The following is an 18,579-nucleotide window of genomic DNA, read 5'->3' as shown; positions in this document are numbered from 1 at the left end:
TTGACTTATTTTAGATTACATAACAATTAAATTGAATTAAATAATATTATTTAATTGTTATTATAAATTTATTATAGACTACACATTGAAGTAAAAGAAATAGCTAAAATTATTCCTTTTATTTTTGTTTTTTGTATCTATTTGGTATAATAGTATTAGAGCATATAATAATTTAGGCAAAGTTTTTAAACAAGTTGGTAAGTAGAGCACATTTGTATAAGACATCATTAGAGTATGAGGTGAATTTATGAAAGAGAGAAAACTAGCACAAAGCAATGAGAGAGAAGCTCTCATAAAAAGATTAAAGAGAATAGAAGGTCAAGTTAAGGGTATACAGAAGATGGTAGAACAAGAACGTTATTGTGTTGATATATTGGTTCAAATATCCGCTATAAGGTCTGCTATAAATAGAGTAGGCACAATTATCTTGGAGAACCATATAAAAGGATGTGTAGCAGAAAGTATCAAGCATGATGATGGTGAGCAAACTGAAGAGATGATAAAAGAACTTATGGATACTATAAATAAATTTACGAAATAAGGAGGCGGTTAGTTATGAATCAACAAGGATTTATTATGGAAATTGTTGATGATAAAACTGCAAAATTAAAAATGCAAAGACATTCAGCTTGTGCTGCTTGTGGAAAATGTGCTACTACAAATTCAGCAGAGTCAAAAGAAATATTAGTAGAAGTAGATAACACAATTGGTGCAAAAGTTGGTGACCATGTAGAAGTGAGTATGGATAATATGAATGTATTAAAAGCAGCTGTAATGGCCTATATAATACCTCTTATAGCACTTCTTGTTGGAACAATAGGGACTTATTATATATTGGGGGCAATTGGGATGACAACTGGGGTTGAAGCCGTAAGTGGACTAGTTGGAATTTGCCTTACAATACTTTGTTATTTGTACTTAAAGAAGAATGACAAAAAATTCAGAGATAGTAGAGAGTTTATACCAGTAATAACAAGAATATTAATTGACCTTTAAAATAATTATAATTAAAAACAGCAATGTACCTTTTGGATAAATACTCAATGTGTATTTGTAAAGTTTTAGTACATTGCTATTTTTATATTTTTATTTTGATTTTCTGTAAGGAAGAAAGTTTTTTCTGATTTTTAAAAGGTTCAATGTTCTTACAAAAGAAGTTACAACTAATACACCAAGTGATATTGCAGCGCTTAGAAACAGTGCATCTGTACCTTTTGACATAGCCAGAGAATAATTCTTCTGAATCAAAGATAACATTGTATTGTATAGCCCAATTCCTGGTATTAGAGGAAGAATTCCTGGAATTACGAACACAATAGCTGGTTGCTTTAGTTTTCTAGCCAAAGTCTCACTACATGCTGAAACTAAAGCAGCAGCTATAAAACCTGCAAAAACTGCATTTGTAGTAAAATTAAATAAATAAACATACACAATCCAACCAACTCCTCCAGTTATTCCAGCTGGAAGAAGTAGATAAAGTGGGGCATTAAAGAAAACAGCAAATCCAGCAGTTGCAATACCTGAAAATAAAAAATGTAAAATCATCGACATATCAGTCATTAGAAAGGACCTCCAATTCTATACCATGTATCAAGAACAAAACCAACTCCAGAAGCAATTGCAATAATAATCATAGCAGCATCAAAAGCACGAGAAATTCCTGATATTAAATTACCTGAAATTAAATCTCTAATAGCTTTTATAAAAGCAACTCCTGGGAGTAGTGGCATTATGGCACCAACTATAAGCATTTTAGGGTCGTCTAAAATGCCTATTTCAACTAGTAGAACTCCTGAAAGTGCAATTAAAAAAGAAGATACTAAACAGGAAAACGCAGATATAGCACTTATTTTCATCGTTTTATCGTAAGTAATTGCAGCAAAAATTGCTATTATAAATGTAAGTATAAAATTTAATACATAATTCCCTCCAAGCAAACAAGCAAAACAAGCAGATGCAATTCCTGTACAAGAGTAAAACAACCATAAAGGATAAGGTTTTACATCTTGGATTTCATAAAGACGTTCAATAGCACTATCAATATCATATTCTTTGTCACTAACAAATTCTCGAGAAAAGCTATTTAATAAAGAAATCTTATTTAAGTTTATACCTCTTGATTGAATCGTTTTCATAAACGAAAAACCATCAAATTTTTCATCTGAAATAATTATTACTGTAGGAGTTGTAAAAATATTTACATGATAAAATCCTCTTGACCTGCATATTCTAAGGACGCTGTCTTCAACCCTAGATGTTTCAGCTCCATTTTTTATCATAAGTTCCCCTACAAATAGAGCTAATTTTAGAATGTTTTTCTTATATTCAAGTTCCTCATTTTGATTCATAAATTCACCTCCAAATTAAAAAACGTAATATTGAAATTATATCAAATTTTTAAGCAATATTCCTTAATATATATATAAATATATTATCTTTTTTTTATTTCAAAATAGTCACATTTAAATTATATCCAATTAAAAGAATTAGACAATATTATTTATTATATTTTAACTTAAAAATAAAGAAAATAACTATATTAAATATGGAAAAATAGGAAAACACTTGACTATTAGTTAGTAAAGGACTATAATAATAAATTATCATATTGATAAAAACGAAAATTATGAAATGTCTGTAAAAATAAAATTTGAATAATAACTAGGAGGAGTAATATGTTTGAGAACTTGAAAAAAGCAGATCCTGAGATTTATGAAAGTATGAAAAGAGAGTTAAAAAGACAGCAAAGAAATATTGAATTAATAGCATCTGAAAATATAGTATCAGTTCCAGTAATGGAAACTATGGGAAGTCATCTTACAAATAAGTATGCAGAAGGTTACTCAGGCAAAAGATATTATGGTGGATGTGAGTACATAGATGAAGTTGAAACTCTTGCAATAGATAGAATCAAAAAAATATTTAAAGCAGAACATGCTAATGTTCAACCTCACTCTGGAGCAAATGCAAATATTGGCGTATATTTTGCTATGCTAAAACCAGGTGATGTTGTTATGGGAATGAATTTATCTCAAGGTGGGCATTTAACTCATGGTGCTCCAGTTAATATTTCTGGTCAATATTATAAATTTTATGAATATGGTATAGATAAAGACAGTGGACTTATAGATTTTGATGAAGTTAGAAAAATAGCACATGAAGTAAAACCTAAAATGATAGTTGCAGGAGCAAGCGCGTATCCTAGAGAGATAGATTTTAAAAAATTTAGAGAGATAGCTGATGAGGTTGGAGCATTACTTATGGTAGATATGGCTCATATAGCAGGTCTTGTGGCTGCTGGTCTTCACCAAAATCCATGTGAAGTGGCTGATTTTGTTACAACAACAACTCACAAAACTTTAAGAGGACCTCGTGGAGGTGTTATTCTTTGTAAAGAAAAATATGCTAAAGCTATAGACAAAGCAATATTCCCTGGGACTCAAGGTGGACCTCTTGAGCATATAATTGCATCTAAAGCAGTTTGTTTTAAAGAAGCTTTAAGTGAGGAATTTAAAAAGTATCAAATACAAGTTGCTAAAAATGCAAAAGCTTTAGCTGAAGAACTTATTAAAAGAGATTTTAAATTGATTTCTGGGGGTACAGATAATCATTTAATACTATTAGATTTAACTAATAAAAACATAACTGGTAAAGCAGCAGAAAAAAGATTGGATGATGCTTATATAACAGCTAATAAAAATACAATTCCATTTGACCCAAATGGTGCTCTTGTTACAAGTGGAATAAGACTTGGTACTCCAGCTGTAACTACTAGAGGTATGAAAGAAGAAGATATGGCGGTAATTGCTGAGGCTATAGACCTATGTTTAACTTATGATGAAGAATCTAAGGCTAGAACATTGGTTGTTGGTTTAACTGAAAAGTATCCTTTATATGAAGAATATAATATTATGGATTAATTATAAAGAATAATTAAGTAAAATACATTTAAATAATTACAATGATTGTATATGTATTTGAATATATGGATATGAAGAAGGTGTCTCAAAATGAACTTTTTAGTTCATGAGGCACTCTTTTTTGTATGAAATCAAATATATTTTCATCATTTAAATAATGAAAAATATGCTTATTTCTATTTTGAGATAGCCCCTTTGTGTTTTTTAATTAAAACTTTAAGATTTCTTAAGAATTATACTAGGTTTTTCTAAAGATTTAAAGTCTATACTTATAAATATAGTAATTAGAGGAAAAGAAAGACTTTAATGAGGAGGGAATCTTATGAAAGTATTAATTCTTACAGGAAAATTTGGCATGGGTCATTACTCAGCCTCAAATTCTTTAAGTGAAGATATAAAAGCAAAATTTAACAATTCAGAAATAATAATTAAAGATATATTTGAATACATTATGCCTAACTATTCAGAGAAAATGTACAAGACATTTTCTATTCTTGTAAATCGGGGAAGTAGTCTTTATAATTTGTTTTATAAATGTACTGAAAATGGAAATAAAGATATAAAATTTACTTTTTCAGATTATTTTTTAACTAAATTAGATAATTTACTTAATGAAGTACAACCAACAGTAGTTATTTCAACTTTTCCATTCTGTTCTCAACTAGTATCAAGATATAAGGAAAAGTACAATTCAAATCTTCCTTTAATAACATGTATAACAGATATAAGTAGTCACTCAGAATGGATTAGTAAAAATACAGATTGTTATTTAGTAGCTAGTAAATCTACTAAGGAAGAACTTGTTTTTAAGGGAATAGATGAAACTAAGGTTAAAGTTAATGGTATTCCAGTAAAAAAAGAATTTAAAAGAATAGGACATGTAAATCACTCAACTAAAAAAAATATTCTCATAATGGGTGGAGGATTAGGATTACTACCTAAATCAGAACAATTTTACAGAGAGTTAAATGATTTAGAAGGAGTAAAAACTACTGTAATAACTGGTAATAATAAAAAAATGTACTATAAACTATGTGGTAGATATGAAAATATAGAGGTAGTAGGTTACACTAATGAAGTATATAAATATATGAAAAATGCTGACCTTATTATTTCTAAACCAGGTGGAATAACACTATTTGAGACTATTTATTCAGAACTTCCAATATTAGCATTTAATCCATTTTTACAACAAGAAATAGATAATGCTGGCTTTATATTAAACAATGAGATTGGGAGAATACTTGGTAAAAATAAAAAATACTATGTAGATGAGATAAAAGATTTAATTTATGATGATGCTACTCTCAAAGAAATGAGTGGCAATATGAAAGAATTAAAAAAACAGTTTGATAATAATACCTTAGAAAATATTTTATTTTCATTTGATGAACAAGGAGCGTGTAGAGAATGTATGTAGTAGGTTTAATTATATTTGTTGCATTGATTTTTTTAGCCCATTCAATTATACCTACATACTATAATAAACTATTAAATAAAGAGGTATTAAAGAATATGACTGGAGAAAATGAAATTGCACTTACATTTGATGATGGACCAGATAAGAGATATACAGAAAAATTACTAGATGTGCTGAAAGAAAATAATATACAAGCCATGTTTTTTGTGGTTGCAAAGAATGCTGAAAAAGAGCCTGAAATTATAAAAAGAATGTTAAGAGAAAATCACATAGTCGGTTTACATTCATTGGAACATAAAAACGCATGGCTTTACAGTTACAATTATGTTAAAAAAGATTTTATGGAAAGTGTAAATATAATAAAAAATTTAGGTGTAGATATAAACTATTATCGTCCACCGTGGGGGCATACTAATATATTTTCAAACTACTTTGTTAAAAAATATAATCTAAAAATGACCTTATGGGATGTAATGGCAGAAGATTGGAGTAAAGATAGTACTGTAGAGATTATTATAAACAAGTTGATGAGTAGAACAAAAGAAAATTCTATAATTTGCCTGCATGATGCAGGTGAAAATTCAGGAGGTGCAGTAGATGCACCTGAACGTACTATTGAAGCTTTGAAAATAGCCATTCCAAAACTTAAAGATAGTGGTTTTAAATTTGTAACACCAGAAAGGATGTAGTTATGATAAGTAAAACTGAAAAGAAAAATAAATGCCTAGGTAGTGTAGCTTTTTTAGTTTTACTAATGGGCATAACAGGATATTTTGTTTTTAGAGGACAATCAATTGAATCATTAATAGAATCATTAAAAGGTGCAAGTCCTATGTTTATACTAATTGGATTTGCGATGATGATTATATATGTTGTTTGTGAAGGTATAAATATATATTTAGGTATAAAAGCGTTAAAGCAAAAAACAACTATTTTAAAATGTATGGGATATGCTTTTATTGGATTCTATTTTAGTTCAATTACACCTTCAGCATCAGGAGGTCAACCAGCACAAGTTTATTATATGAAAAAAGACGATATAAATATTTCTTATTCTTCACTTATACTATTAGTTATTGTTGTTATTCATCAAGTAGTTATATTGGCATATAGCGGAATAATGTTCATTATGGAGCGTGAATTTATACTAAACAACGTAAGTGGAATGAATATTTTACTAATATATGGTGTAATAACGAATTTTGCTCTTGTAATTGGAGTAATTGCAATTATATTTTCAAAAAAATTGGTAAATAATTTTATAATATCAATAACAAACTTATTAGGTAAGCTAAGAATAATAAAAGATGTTGAGGGAGCTAGAAAAGTTATAACTTCTCAAATTGAAGAGTATATAAAAGGCGCTCAATATGTAAAGCAGAATCCAAAACTTGTAATACAAATTTTAGGCATAACCATTATACAAATAACAGCTATGTTTTTAGTACCGTTCTTTGTATACAAAGCTTTCCATCTGTCAACATATACTGTATTTGAGATATTAGCAATACAATCACTACTTAATATTGCTGTTTCATCACTACCATTACCAGGAGCTGTTGGGGCTTCTGAAAATAGTTTTATGACATTATTTAATATATTTTTCCCAGGCAATTTACTAGTTCCAGCGATGTTACTTAGTAGAGGAATAAGTTTTTATGCATTTGTAGCTATAAGTGGATTGATATGTATTGTAGTACATGTAAAATCTTCTGAAAGAGTAAAATCAGTAAAAAAAGTTGCTTATATAAGAAATATTATGTAGATTATTTTTATTAATATATCAATTTGTGTATACATTTTAATTGAATTTTAAATATGTTTACAAGTGTAGAAAGTATTAAAATGTATGACATTGCTAAGCTTTTGCTAATAAAGTATAATATTTATATAGTTTGAAATATTTAAGAAATATAGCAAAAAAAGGAGCTTAGCGATGAATAAAGAGATTCCAAAAAAAATTTTAGTAGCTGATGATAATCCTGAAATTAGGGAAATCGTAGAAATACTTTTAACTGGTGAAGGTTATGAAGTTATTATGGCAACGAACGGAGAAGAAGCTGTAAACTTAGTAGATAGTACGATTGATTTAATTATTTTGGATGTTGTTATGCCTGTAAAGACTGGGTTTGTTGCATGTAATGAAATTAGAGAAAAAACGACAGCCCCAATATTATTTTTGACTGCAAAAACTCAAGATTCTGACAAGGTTATTGGATTTTCAGCAGGAGGAGATGACTATTTATCAAAGCCTTTTTCATATTCTGAATTAATTTCAAGAGTTAAGTCACTACTTAGACGTTATTATATATATCAGGGAAAGGAAAAGGAAAGAGAGGTAAACATATTAAAAACAAAAGAATTATGTGTAAATTTAGATACTCAAGACGTTACACTAAATGGAGAAGCTGTGTTTTTGACAACTATAGAATATAGTATATTAGTTCTTATGTTGAAAAATAGAAAAAAAGTTTTTTCATCTGAAAATTTATATGAAACTATTTGGGATGAGCAGTATTTTTATACAGCAAATAATACAATAATGGTTCATATTAGAAATTTAAGAAAAAAATTAGAAAAAGACCAAAAAAATCCACAATATATAAAAACTGCATGGGGAAAGGGGTATTATATTGATTAGCAAAATTAAGCCATCAAAGTTGGGAGTTATACTATTGATATATGTAGTAATCTCAGCTGCAGTGGCTTTCATTTTAAATATACCATTTTACTCTGCTGTTGAATCTATAGTAAAAGATGTATCAGAAGGAAAAGTGTATTTTAAAAAAGAAGTAGACCAACTTATGGATAATTTCCAAATTTATGTGAATGACAATGCTATAAGTTCAGATGATGGAGACGATATAGCAAAATGGAATGGTGATAATTGGTTTGTTTCTATGAAGATATATAAAGGAAATAAGGTTTTTTATGATACATTGTACTATCCTAATGAAGTGCCTGATAAGAGTGAGGAAAATGAATTTTATAGTAGCCCCATGGCTAGAAGTTATGAGATACAATTTTCTGATATTAAAACTAATATAATTGTAGTAGCTTTGTTTAGATTTAGATTTCAAAATTTTATAGAAGCAATTTCTATTACATTCATGGCGCTTACATTTATTATAACATTCTTACTATTGTTTAGTAGAAAGATAAAATATCTAAGAAAAATAGAAATGGGTATAAAGATAGTAGAGAGTGGTAGTTTAAAGTATAGAATTCCAGTAAAAGGTAATGATGAATTATCATCACTTGCATCTAGTATTAATGAGATGAGTCATACATTGGAGAATCAACTTATAAAAGAAAGAGAGATGAAGAATAAAAATAAAGATATAGTAACTTCAATATCACACGATGTTAGAACTCCATTAACATCAGTAATTTGTTATTTAGATTTAATTAAAGACCATAAATATAATAGTCCTGAACAATTGGAACAATACATAAAAAATGTAAGGTCTAAAGCATATCAAATAAAAGACTTAACAGATGACCTTTTTACCCATTTTGTTAATTCTGGAGAGGAAGTTTCAAAAGGGTATGAAAAAATAAATGCTAATGAATTTATTTTTCAATTGCTTTTAGATAGTTCATATACATTAGAAGAGAAAGGATTTCATATAACAATAGAGAATGAGCTTTATAACCAATATCATATTTATGTAGATGTTACACAATTTAGAAGAATATTTGATAATTTATGTTCTAATATAATAAAATATGCTAGGAGAGATAAGCCTGTATTATTTTTAATTAAAGTGGAAGATTCTAAATTATTAATTATACAAAAAAATAGAGTAAGCAACTTTTCTAAGAATGTAGAAAGTTTTGGAATTGGTATAAAGAATTGTGAGAAAATAGTTGCATATCACAATGGAAGTATAAATGTAAGTTCAGATGATAAAGAATTTTCTATTGAAATATCTATTCCAGTAAAAGAATCTTAAAAATTTAAATTGTATATTGTGTAACTGACTATTGTGTACCTGTAAGCAAGTAACAAGTTTACTTACAAGACCATATAATATTATTATCTTAAAAAAAGGGGACATAATAATATGGTTTTGACAGGAGCACATTATATTTACATTCTATTTATGGTAATTATATTAATTACTATGATTATGAAAAAGGATACAATAGTACCATGTATATTAGGTGTTTTTTTTATGGGCTTGTTCTTTGAAAAAAATATTTTTGGTGCTATAACAGCAGTATTTAACTCTTTTATTATATCTTTAAATGAATTGGGACCAATTATTTTAATTATAGCTATTATGGTTGCGCTATCTAAAGCTTTAGAAGCTAATAATGCTATACAGTATATGGTAAGACCGTTTTCGAGGGTTATAAAAAATTCTAATACAGCATTTTTTGTAACTGGATTTGTTATGTTAGTTCTTTCTTGGTTTTTCTGGCCAACTCCAGCTGTCGCCTTAGTTGGAGCTGTATTTTTACCTGTTGCTATGAGAGCTGGATTACCAGCAATTGGTGTTGCAGTAGCATTAAATTTATTTGGTCATGGTCTTGCCCTGTCTACAGACTTTGTTATTCAAGGAGCTCCAAGTATAACAGCTGGGGCAGCAGGAGTTGCAGTATCATATGTTATAAATGATGGTATGATTTTGTTTTGGGTTATGGGAATAGTAACCATATCTATGGCATTTTATACATTGAAAAGAGACATTAACAAAGGCATGTTTAGAGAAGAACTAAAAGGTTTTGTAAGGGAAGAAGTAGAAGAGTTTAATGGAAAATCTAAAATAGCAACTATTTTAGTAGCTTTAGGATTTCTCGCTGATATAATTGCTATGTATGTGTTTGACCTAAAAGGAGGGGATGCATCAGCTCTTTTGGGTGGAACAGCAGTATTTTTAATAATCATTATAAATACTATAAATTTTGGTAAAGGTAGTTTTGAAAATGTATGTGAGAATATAATAGATGGTTTTGTATTTGGTATAAAAATATTTGGGGCAATTATACCAATAGCAGCATTTTTCTATATGGGTGAAGTTGCACCTTTGATAGGTGTATTTGGAAAAGTATTAGCACCAGGTTCACAAGGTTTATTATCTGATATAGGTATAGCTCTTTCTCAAACAATACCACTTAATAAATTTGCTGTATCAGGTATAGAAACTGTAGTAGGAGCAATAACTGGGCTTGATGGTTCTGGATTTTCTGGAATTTCATTAGTTGGTTCACTTGCCTCTGTATTTGGAACTGCTATCAATGCAAGTGTTGGTGCATTAGCTGCATTAGGACAAATCAGTGGTATATGGGTAGGTGGAGGATGTCTAGTTCCTTGGGGGCTTATTTCAGCAGCCGCAATTTGTGGAGTTAGTCCAATAGAATTGGCAAAGCGAAATTTTGTTCCAGTTATAACCGGGTTGGTTGTAACAACCATAGTAGCAATGTTTATTATTTAATAAATTAAATAAACCTTTAATTGTACAAATTAAAAATAGATGTATAGCTATAATTTATCATAACGGTTTTGCTAATTCTAAGCCATACATCTATTTTTATTGATATTTTTATTAGTATTATTTAATAGAATAATATTTTTTATTATATTATATATAATATCTAAAATACTATTATCTATTTTAGTATATTGCCAAATTTCCTGATATTTTATTGCTTGCCCTACCAACATATATAAGGCATCACAAGTTCTTTTACCTATACTATTACCAAACAAAAACTCTAATTTTAATTTATTATTTTATTATCTATATTATATTAACTATACTAGTTTGTAGACTTTATGTGTAATTCTAAATATTAATACTTTAAGAGTTCAAATTCATATCCTAGTTTTCTTGCATTTGATATAAAATCATTTAAAATTTCTGTACTAGTTTTGGAAACTGCATGTAGTAGCAATATAGAACCATCATGTAGATTATCCATTATTTTTTGTGTTGCTTCTTCGTGTGATGGTTGTTTTTCAGTATCCCAATCTCTATATGCAAAACTCCAAAATACAGTCTTGTATCCTAAATTTTTAGTCATTGCCAAGCTTTTTTCTGAGTATTTTCCCATAGGAGGTCTAAAAAATTTAACCATATCTTTTCCAGTTACATCTTTATATAGTTTTTCAACATCATAGAATTCATCATTAAAGTTTTTTAAATTACTTGTTTTTGTTGGCATAGATGGATGAGTCTTACTGTGATTTCCAACTATATGCCCTTCAGAAACCATTCTTTTTACTAAATCGTTATTTTCTTTTATATATGGAGATGTAACAAAAAAAACCGCTTTAACCTGATTTTGTTTTAAAATATCGAGTATCTTTGAAGTGTATCCATTTTCATAGCCTTCATCAAATGTAAGATATAATGTTTTCTGACCATCCTTTGTAGGTCCATTGTATATAGCATCATAGTCAGAAAATTTAAATCCAATCTCAGTATTTACTTCTGGTGTTTGATGTTTATTGTTTGGTATATAAAACCAATCAAGAGCAGTGTTATCTAAAGAGGATACATCTAGTTTGTTATTATCATTATTATTAGTGTTTTTTGATGGTTTATCTGTTCCGTCTGAAACGACCACATTGGAAGTATCCTTATCACTATCTATTTTTTTAGTATCTTCTTGTAATTGTGTTTCATTATTTCGATTTGCGTTTTGCTTGCTTTGTGAATTTGAACATCCAACAATAAAAAAAATAGATATAGAAAGTAGTGTTAAAAAATATAATACCTTTCTAAACATTTTGAAGCTCCTTTCTGAATTAATAACAATTACATATAGTATTATTATAATTGTAAACTATTATTAATAATAGTTACATCTTCAAAAATAAAGTCACAATAGTATGATAAAGTATGAATAATCAATAAATAAAAAAATGAAAAAAATAAAAAAAGTAGTTGACCATACTGTGAGAAGGTGTTATTATAGTAAATGTGCTCAACAAGAAGTAACAAAATGACAAGCACAAAGAAGTTAATTGAATGAAATGAACTTTGAAAATTAAACAGTAGGTTAATTTATATTAAAAAACAAACCATAAAGCCAGATATTTTGATAACAATAGTATCTGAGCCTGATAAACTTTTATTTGAGAGTTTGATCCTGGCTCAGGATGAACGCTGGCGGCGTGCCTAACACATGCAAGTTGAGCGATTTACTTAGGTAAAGAGCGGCGGACGGGTGAGTAACGCGTGGGTAACCTACCCTGTACACACGGATAACATACCGAAAGGTATGCTAATACGGGATAACATATTTAAGAGGCATCTCTTGAATATCAAAGGTGAGCCAGTACAGGATGGACCCGCGTCTGATTAGCTAGTTGGTAAGGTAACGGCTTACCAAGGCGACGATCAGTAGCCGACCTGAGAGGGTGATCGGCCACATTGGAACTGAGACACGGTCCAAACTCCTACGGGAGGCAGCAGTGGGGAATATTGCACAATGGGCGAAAGCCTGATGCAGCAACGCCGCGTGAGTGATGAAGGCCTTCGGGTCGTAAAACTCTGTCCTCAAGGAAGATAATGACGGTACTTGAGGAGGAAGCCCCGGCTAACTACGTGCCAGCAGCCGCGGTAATACGTAGGGGGCTAGCGTTATCCGGATTTACTGGGCGTAAAGGGTGCGTAGGCGGTCTTTCAAGTCAGGAGTGAAAGGCTACGGCTCAACCGTAGTAAGCTCTTGAAACTGGGAGACTTGAGTGCAGGAGAGGAGAGTGGAATTCCTAGTGTAGCGGTGAAATGCGTAGATATTAGGAGGAACACCAGTTGCGAAGGCGGCTCTCTGGACTGTAACTGACGCTGAGGCACGAAAGCGTGGGGAGCAAACAGGATTAGATACCCTGGTAGTCCACGCTGTAAACGATGAGTACTAGGTGTCGGGGGTTACCCCCTTCGGTGCCGCAGCTAACGCATTAAGTACTCCGCCTGGGAAGTACGCTCGCAAGAGTGAAACTCAAAGGAATTGACGGGGACCCGCACAAGTAGCGGAGCATGTGGTTTAATTCGAAGCAACGCGAAGAACCTTACCTAAGCTTGACATCCCAATGACATCTCCTTAATCGGAGAGTTCCCTTCGGGGACATTGGTGACAGGTGGTGCATGGTTGTCGTCAGCTCGTGTCGTGAGATGTTGGGTTAAGTCCCGCAACGAGCGCAACCCTTGTCTTTAGTTGCCATCATTAAGTTGGGCACTCTAGAGAGACTGCCAGGGATAACCTGGAGGAAGGTGGGGATGACGTCAAATCATCATGCCCCTTATGCTTAGGGCTACACACGTGCTACAATGGGTAGTACAGAGGGTTGCCAAGCCGTAAGGTGGAGCTAATCCCTTAAAGCTACTCTCAGTTCGGATTGTAGGCTGAAACTCGCCTACATGAAGCTGGAGTTACTAGTAATCGCAGATCAGAATGCTGCGGTGAATGCGTTCCCGGGTCTTGTACACACCGCCCGTCACACCACGGGAGTTGGAGACGCCCGAAGCCGATTATCTAACCTTTTGGAAGAAGTCGTCGAAGGTGGAATCAATAACTGGGGTGAAGTCGTAACAAGGTAGCCGTATCGGAAGGTGCGGCTGGATCACCTCCTTTCTAAGGAGAATTACCTACTGTTTAATTTTGAGGGTTCGTTTTTACGAATACTCATTGTTAGCACTTTAAGCAACGGAATTTATTCGTTGGCGCTGTGCTTTAGCACTTTAAGCAACGGAATTTATCCGTTAGCACTTTGAAAACTGCATATATATTTAGTGATATGACATCTAATTTGTAATATATAAAGCTGATAACTTTTTAAAATTATCAAGTTGATAGACTTTAATCTATCAAACCTTTTTAACTGGTCAAGTTATTAAGGGTGCAGGGCGGATGCCTTGGCACTAGGAGCCGATGAAGGACGTGATAAGCTGCGATAAGCTTCGGGGAGTTGCACGTAAACTTTGATCCGAAGATTTCCGAATGAGGAAACTCACTTAGAGTAATGTCTAAGTATCATTAAGTGAATACATAGCTTAATGAGGGGAACTCAGGGAACTGAAACATCTAAGTACCTGAAGGAAGAGAAAGAAATTCGATTCCGTAAGTAGCGGCGAGCGAACGCGGATTAGCCCAAACCAATAAAGTTTTCTTTATTGGGGTTGCGGACATATCATAACGAAGAGGTATCGTAATTGAAGAGGTTTGGAAAGACCCACCACAGAAGGTAATAGTCCTGTATGTTAAACGAGAAGACTTCAGATATGATCCAGAGTACCACGGGACACGTGAAACCCTGTGGGAATCAGGAGGGACCACCCTCCAAGGCTAAATACTACCTAGTGACCGATAGCGTATAGTACCGTGAGGGAAAGGTGAAAAGAACCCCGGGAGGGGAGTGAAATAGAACCTGAAACCCTGCACTTACAAGCTGTGGAAGCACATTTCTTGTGTGACCGCGTACTTTTTGTAGAACGGGCCAACGAGTTACGTTAAGTAGCAAGGTTAAGCACTTAAGGTGTGGAGCCGTAGCGAAAGCGAGTTTTAACTGAGCGTTCAGTTACTTGACGTAGACCCGAAACCGGGCGACCTACCCATGAGCAGGATGAAGCGAAAGTAAAATTTCGTGGAGGTCCGAACCCACGAGCGTTGAAAAGCTCGGGGATGACTTGTGGGTAGCGGTGAAATTCCAATCGAGCCCGGAGATAGCTGGTTCTCCCCGAAATAGCTTTAGGGCTAGCCTCAAGGTGAGAGATACGGAGGTAGAGCACTGAATGTCCTAGGGGGTATTGCACCTACCGAAGACTATCAAACTCCGAATGCCGTCATCTTATACTTGGGAGTCAGACTGTGGGTGATAAGATTCATAGTCGAAAGGGCAACAGCCCAGATCGTCAGCTAAGGTCCCTAAATGTAAGTTAAGTGGTAAAGGATGTGGGATTGCACAGACAACCAGGATGTTGGCTTAGAAGCAGCCACTCATTCAAAGAGTGCGTAATAGCTCACTGGTCGAGTGATCCTGCGCCGAAGATTTCCGGGGCTAAAACTTACTACCGAAGCTACGGCATCATTATGATGGGTAGGGGAGCTTCCCATACGGGTTGAAGCATGACCGTAAGGACATGTGGACAGTATGGGAGTGAGAATGTTGGCATGAGTAGCGAGATGTGGGTGAGAATCCCACAGGCCGTAAACCCAAGGTTTCCAGGGGAAGGTTCGTCCGCCCTGGGTTAGTCGGGACCTAAGCTGAGGCCGAAAGGCGTAGGTGATGGACAACAGGTTGATATTCCTGTACTACCGATAACCGTTTGAGAGATGGGATGACACAGTAGGATAAGCTAAGCACACTGTTGGTTATGTGTGCCCAAGCATTGAGGCAGTCAGAGTAGGTAAATCCGCTTTGATAATGCTGGGATGTGATGGGGAGCGAAATTTAGTAGCGAAGTAGCTGATTTCACACTGTCAAGAAAAGTCTCTATCGAGGTTAAAGGTACCCGTACCGCAAACCGACACAGGTGGGTGAGGAGAGTATCCTAAGGCCAGCGAGAGAACTGTTGTTAAGGAACTCGGCAAAATGACCCCGTAACTTAGGGATAAGGGGTGCCACCATCCGGTGGCCGCAGAGAATAGGCCCAAGCGACTGTTTACCAAAAACATAGGTTTCTGCTAAGTCGCAAGACGATGTATAGGAGCTGACGCCTGCCCGGTGCTGGAAGGTTAAGGGGATCTGTTAGAGCAATCGAAGCAGTGAACTTAAGCCCCAGTAAACGGCGGCCGTAACTATAACGGTCCTAAGGTAGCGAAATTCCTTGTCGGGTAAGTTCCGACCCGCACGAAAGGCGTAACGATTTGGGCACTGTCTCAACAACAGACTCGGTGAAATTGTAATTCCGGTGAAGATGCCGGATACCTGCGACAGGACGGAAAGACCCCATGGAGCTTTACTGTAGCTTGACATTGGGTCTTGGTACTACATGTACAGGATAGGTGGGAGGCTTTGAAACCAGGACGCCAGTTTTGGCGGAGCCATCCTTGGGATACCACCCTTGTAGTACTGGGACTCTAACCATAGGCCATGAATCTGGTCTTGGGACACTGTCAGGTGGGCAGTTTGACTGGGGCGGTCGCCTCCCAAAAGGTAACGGAGGCGCTCAAAGGTTCTCTCAGTACGGTCGGAAATCGTACGTAGAGTGTAAAGGCAAAAGAGAGCTTGATTGCAAGACATACAGGTCGAGCAAGGATGAAAATCGGACTTAGTGATCCGGTGGTTCTGCGTGGAAGGGCCATCGCTCAACGGATAAAAGCTACCCTGGGGATAACAGGCTTATCTCCCCCAAGAGTCCACATCGACGGGGAGGTTTGGCACCTCGATGTCGGCTCATCACATCCTGGGGCTGTAGTAGGTCCCAAGGGTTGGGCTGTTCGCCCATTAAAGTGGTACGCGAGCTGGGTTCAGAACGTCGTGAGACAGTTCGGTCCCTATCCGTCGCAGGCGTAGGAAATTTGAGAAGACCTGTCCTTAGTACGAGAGGACCGGGATGGACGTACCTCTGGTGTACCAGTTGTCCTGCCAAGGGCATGGCTGGGTAGCTATGTACGGAATGGATAAGCGCTGAAAGCATCTAAGCGCGAAGCCAACTTCAAGATAAGATTTCCCACCGCAAGGGTAAGACCCCAGAAAGACTATCTGGTTGATAGGTCGAAGGTGTAAGTGCAGTAATGTATTTAGCTTATCGATACTAATAGGTCGAGGACTTGACCAATATTTATTTGATGTTTATTCAGTAAAATATATGTGTAGTTTTTAGAGTGTTAATTAAAAAATTAGTTCTACTATATAATAAGTTTGCTGGTGTGGCTCAACGGTAGAGCAGCTGACTTGTAATCAGCAGGTTGTAGGTTCGATTCCTATCACCAGCTCCAGTAAAGACTGTGTTCTTAACATAGTCTTTTTTTATTGTCTAATAGATTTATTATTTTATATTATATATTTTTAGTACTTTACAAGTTATAGACATAAATGATGACACAGTTTAAAATTTTTATTTTAAACTGTGTCTAGAAGTTTTAAATGCAGGGAGATTTAAATAAAATGTTCAAATACATATTAAAAATATTCCTAATTTGAAGCTAATTTACCATGAATAACCATTCTAGCATCATCAAATTCATAAGTACAAGTAGAAAGTGTAACTATTTTATCATTACCGTTTACCTTGATAGGTGATTTGTGTAATGATTTAGAAGTAATATCTTTTATGTAATTTTGATAATCTGATTCACTGTTAAAACTCGTTTTTAAATAATCATAATCTGATTCTACAATGTAAGCAGAAAAAACATCATATAAAAACTCTTTTTCATTAATTATAATTTTTATTTGGTTATTTTCTTTAAAAAATTTATCATCTTTAAACTTATTTAGATTATTAAACATAGTTTTATTTTTCATATTATGTCCATATATTATGACATTTTGGTCATCAAAAGATTTATTTCTATAATCCATGAACAATGTACCTGAAATGGATTCTTTTTTATAAAAATCTCTGTCAAGATAGTAAGAATTATCTTTAGATTGTACAACTGGATAGTTTATATTTGTATTTTCAACAGAAAGCCAAAATTTAAAATCACTGTTAATTTTTGATAAGTCCTCTTTTTTATATTCTTTTTCTTGAAGTTCTGAGGATGTTTTAGTGTCATGATTGTATTTGGTAAGTTTCGAGTATATATTAAATCCACTGTAAAATATTACTAATATTAGCATAATGTTAATTATTACTCTATATAATTTTTTCAATATATCACCTCAAGTTAAAAATAGTTTATATACCTATATTACACTATTTTTGAATAAATTTAAATTTTTAGTATAATATTACTTTGACATATCAAAGAATTTATGTTAACATAACTAAGTAAAATAAATATTAAGTAAGCCAGATAATCGCATGTAGTCTTACATGAGGAAAGTCGGAGCTCCATAGAGCAGGGTGCTAGGTAACGCCTAGTGGGAGCGATCCTAAGGATAGTGCAACAGAAATAAACCGCCACTTATGTGGTAAGGATGGAAAGGCGAGGTAAGAGCTCACCAGCAGCTAGGTGACTAGTTGGCTATGTAAACCCCACCTGGAGCAAGACCAAGATAGGAATAAAGAGTGCTGCTCGTACTCTCCGGTAGGTAGGTCGCTTGAGCTTATTGGTGACAATAGGCCTAGAAAGATGATTATCTAATACAGAACTCCGCTTACAGACTTGCTTAACTAT

The 18,579-nt window shown here is 33.6% G+C and carries 13 protein-coding genes, 1 tRNA gene, 2 rRNA genes, 1 other RNA gene and 1 pseudogene; 13 read left to right on the top strand and 5 right to left on the bottom strand.

From position 1 onward, the window contains the following. Positions 1 to 247: 247 nt before the first annotated feature. Positions 248 to 541 (top strand): metal-sensitive transcriptional regulator, encoded by a 294-nt coding sequence (locus tag JJC02_13225; GenBank protein ID UDN53851.1) that lies wholly within the window; start codon positions 248 to 250, stop codon positions 539 to 541. Positions 542 to 555: 14 nt separating this feature from the next. Next, positions 556 to 996 carry a SoxR reducing system RseC family protein gene (locus JJC02_13220; GenBank protein ID UDN53850.1) on the top strand — a complete coding sequence of 147 codons (441 nt, stop codon included), beginning with the start codon at positions 556 to 558 and terminating at the stop codon, positions 994 to 996. Positions 997 to 1,086: 90 nt separating this feature from the next. On the opposite strand, the gene JJC02_13215 is transcribed toward JJC02_13220, so the two are convergent. Both JJC02_13215 and JJC02_13210 read right to left on the bottom strand, forming a co-directional pair. Further along, complete coding sequence (locus tag JJC02_13215; GenBank protein UDN53849.1) at positions 1,087 to 1,560, bottom strand: threonine/serine exporter family protein; 474 nt, start codon at positions 1,558 to 1,560, stop codon at positions 1,087 to 1,089. Further along, a complete protein-coding gene (locus JJC02_13210; GenBank protein UDN53848.1) occupies positions 1,560 to 2,348 on the bottom strand; it encodes a threonine/serine exporter family protein in 789 nt (262 codons plus the stop codon). The genes JJC02_13215 and JJC02_13210 overlap by 1 nt, the downstream gene beginning before the upstream one ends. A 327-nt stretch (positions 2,349 to 2,675) precedes the next feature. On the opposite strand from JJC02_13210, the gene JJC02_13205 reads away from it, so the two are divergent. The 7 genes from JJC02_13205 to JJC02_13175 all read left to right on the top strand — a co-directional run bounded on the left by JJC02_13205 (position 2,676) and on the right by JJC02_13175 (position 10,781). Then, a complete protein-coding gene (locus JJC02_13205; GenBank protein ID UDN53847.1) occupies positions 2,676 to 3,920 on the top strand; it encodes a serine hydroxymethyltransferase in 1,245 nt (414 codons plus the stop codon). Positions 3,921 to 4,242: 322 nt separating this feature from the next. Further along, positions 4,243 to 5,340, top strand: coding sequence for a UDP-diphospho-muramoylpentapeptide beta-N-acetylglucosaminyltransferase (locus tag JJC02_13200; GenBank protein ID UDN53846.1), 1,098 nt, complete (start codon positions 4,243 to 4,245; stop codon positions 5,338 to 5,340). Further along, the gene (locus tag JJC02_13195) at positions 5,331 to 6,029 is read left to right on the top strand and encodes a polysaccharide deacetylase family protein (protein ID UDN53845.1); all 699 of its coding nucleotides are present in this window, start codon (positions 5,331 to 5,333) and stop codon (positions 6,027 to 6,029) included. The genes JJC02_13200 and JJC02_13195 overlap by 10 nt, the downstream gene beginning before the upstream one ends. Positions 6,030 to 6,031: 2 nt before the next feature. After that, complete coding sequence (locus JJC02_13190; GenBank protein ID UDN53844.1) at positions 6,032 to 7,105, top strand: flippase-like domain-containing protein; 1,074 nt, start codon at positions 6,032 to 6,034, stop codon at positions 7,103 to 7,105. A 171-nt stretch (positions 7,106 to 7,276) separates the two neighbouring features. Then, positions 7,277 to 7,981, top strand: a complete 705-nt coding sequence (locus tag JJC02_13185; protein ID UDN53843.1) for a response regulator transcription factor — start codon at positions 7,277 to 7,279, stop codon at positions 7,979 to 7,981. After that, the gene (locus JJC02_13180; GenBank protein UDN53842.1) at positions 7,974 to 9,296 is read left to right on the top strand and encodes a HAMP domain-containing histidine kinase; all 1,323 of its coding nucleotides are present in this window, start codon (positions 7,974 to 7,976) and stop codon (positions 9,294 to 9,296) included. The genes JJC02_13185 and JJC02_13180 overlap by 8 nt, the downstream gene beginning before the upstream one ends. 111 nt (positions 9,297 to 9,407) lie before the next feature. After that, positions 9,408 to 10,781 (top strand): hypothetical protein, encoded by a 1,374-nt coding sequence (locus tag JJC02_13175; GenBank protein UDN53841.1) that lies wholly within the window; start codon positions 9,408 to 9,410, stop codon positions 10,779 to 10,781. A 77-nt stretch (positions 10,782 to 10,858) separates the two neighbouring features. Here the strand turns inward: JJC02_13175 and JJC02_13170 are convergent. Both JJC02_13170 and pdaA read right to left on the bottom strand, forming a co-directional pair. Next, positions 10,859 to 11,068, bottom strand: a pseudogene (locus JJC02_13170) (hypothetical protein). A gap of 71 nt (positions 11,069 to 11,139) precedes the next feature. Further along, a complete protein-coding gene (pdaA, locus tag JJC02_13165; protein ID UDN53840.1) occupies positions 11,140 to 12,078 on the bottom strand; it encodes a delta-lactam-biosynthetic de-N-acetylase in 939 nt (312 codons plus the stop codon). Between the two features lie 345 nt (positions 12,079 to 12,423). Here pdaA and JJC02_13160 point away from each other — a divergent pair. The 3 genes from JJC02_13160 (at position 12,424) to JJC02_13150 (ending at position 17,232) form a co-directional block, all read left to right on the top strand. After that, positions 12,424 to 13,926, top strand: a 16S ribosomal RNA gene (locus JJC02_13160). A 249-nt stretch (positions 13,927 to 14,175) separates the two neighbouring features. Further along, positions 14,176 to 17,072: ribosomal RNA gene (locus JJC02_13155) — 23S ribosomal RNA — on the top strand. The 16S and 23S rRNA genes sit together here with 1 tRNA gene alongside, the layout of an rRNA operon. Before the next feature lie 85 nt (positions 17,073 to 17,157). Continuing rightward, positions 17,158 to 17,232: transfer RNA gene (locus JJC02_13150), tRNA-Thr, on the top strand. 196 nt (positions 17,233 to 17,428) lie between these two features. Here JJC02_13150 and srtB read toward each other — a convergent pair. Beyond that, positions 17,429 to 18,112: a class B sortase gene (gene srtB, locus JJC02_13145; protein ID UDN53839.1), complete on the bottom strand. Its 684-nt coding sequence runs from the start codon at positions 18,110 to 18,112 to the stop codon at positions 17,429 to 17,431. A 131-nt stretch (positions 18,113 to 18,243) separates the two neighbouring features. Here srtB and rnpB point away from each other — a divergent pair. Continuing rightward, an RNA gene (rnpB, locus tag JJC02_13140) (RNase P RNA component class A) lies at positions 18,244 to 18,578 on the top strand. Position 18,579 lies beyond the last annotated feature (1 nt).

The organism is Clostridioides sp. ES-S-0054-01, from assembly GCA_021561035.1.
Taxonomy (GTDB): domain Bacteria; phylum Bacillota; class Clostridia; order Peptostreptococcales; family Peptostreptococcaceae; genus Clostridioides.
Note: the sequence above shows the minus strand (reverse complement) of the source record. Positions and strands in the feature narration are given on the sequence as shown.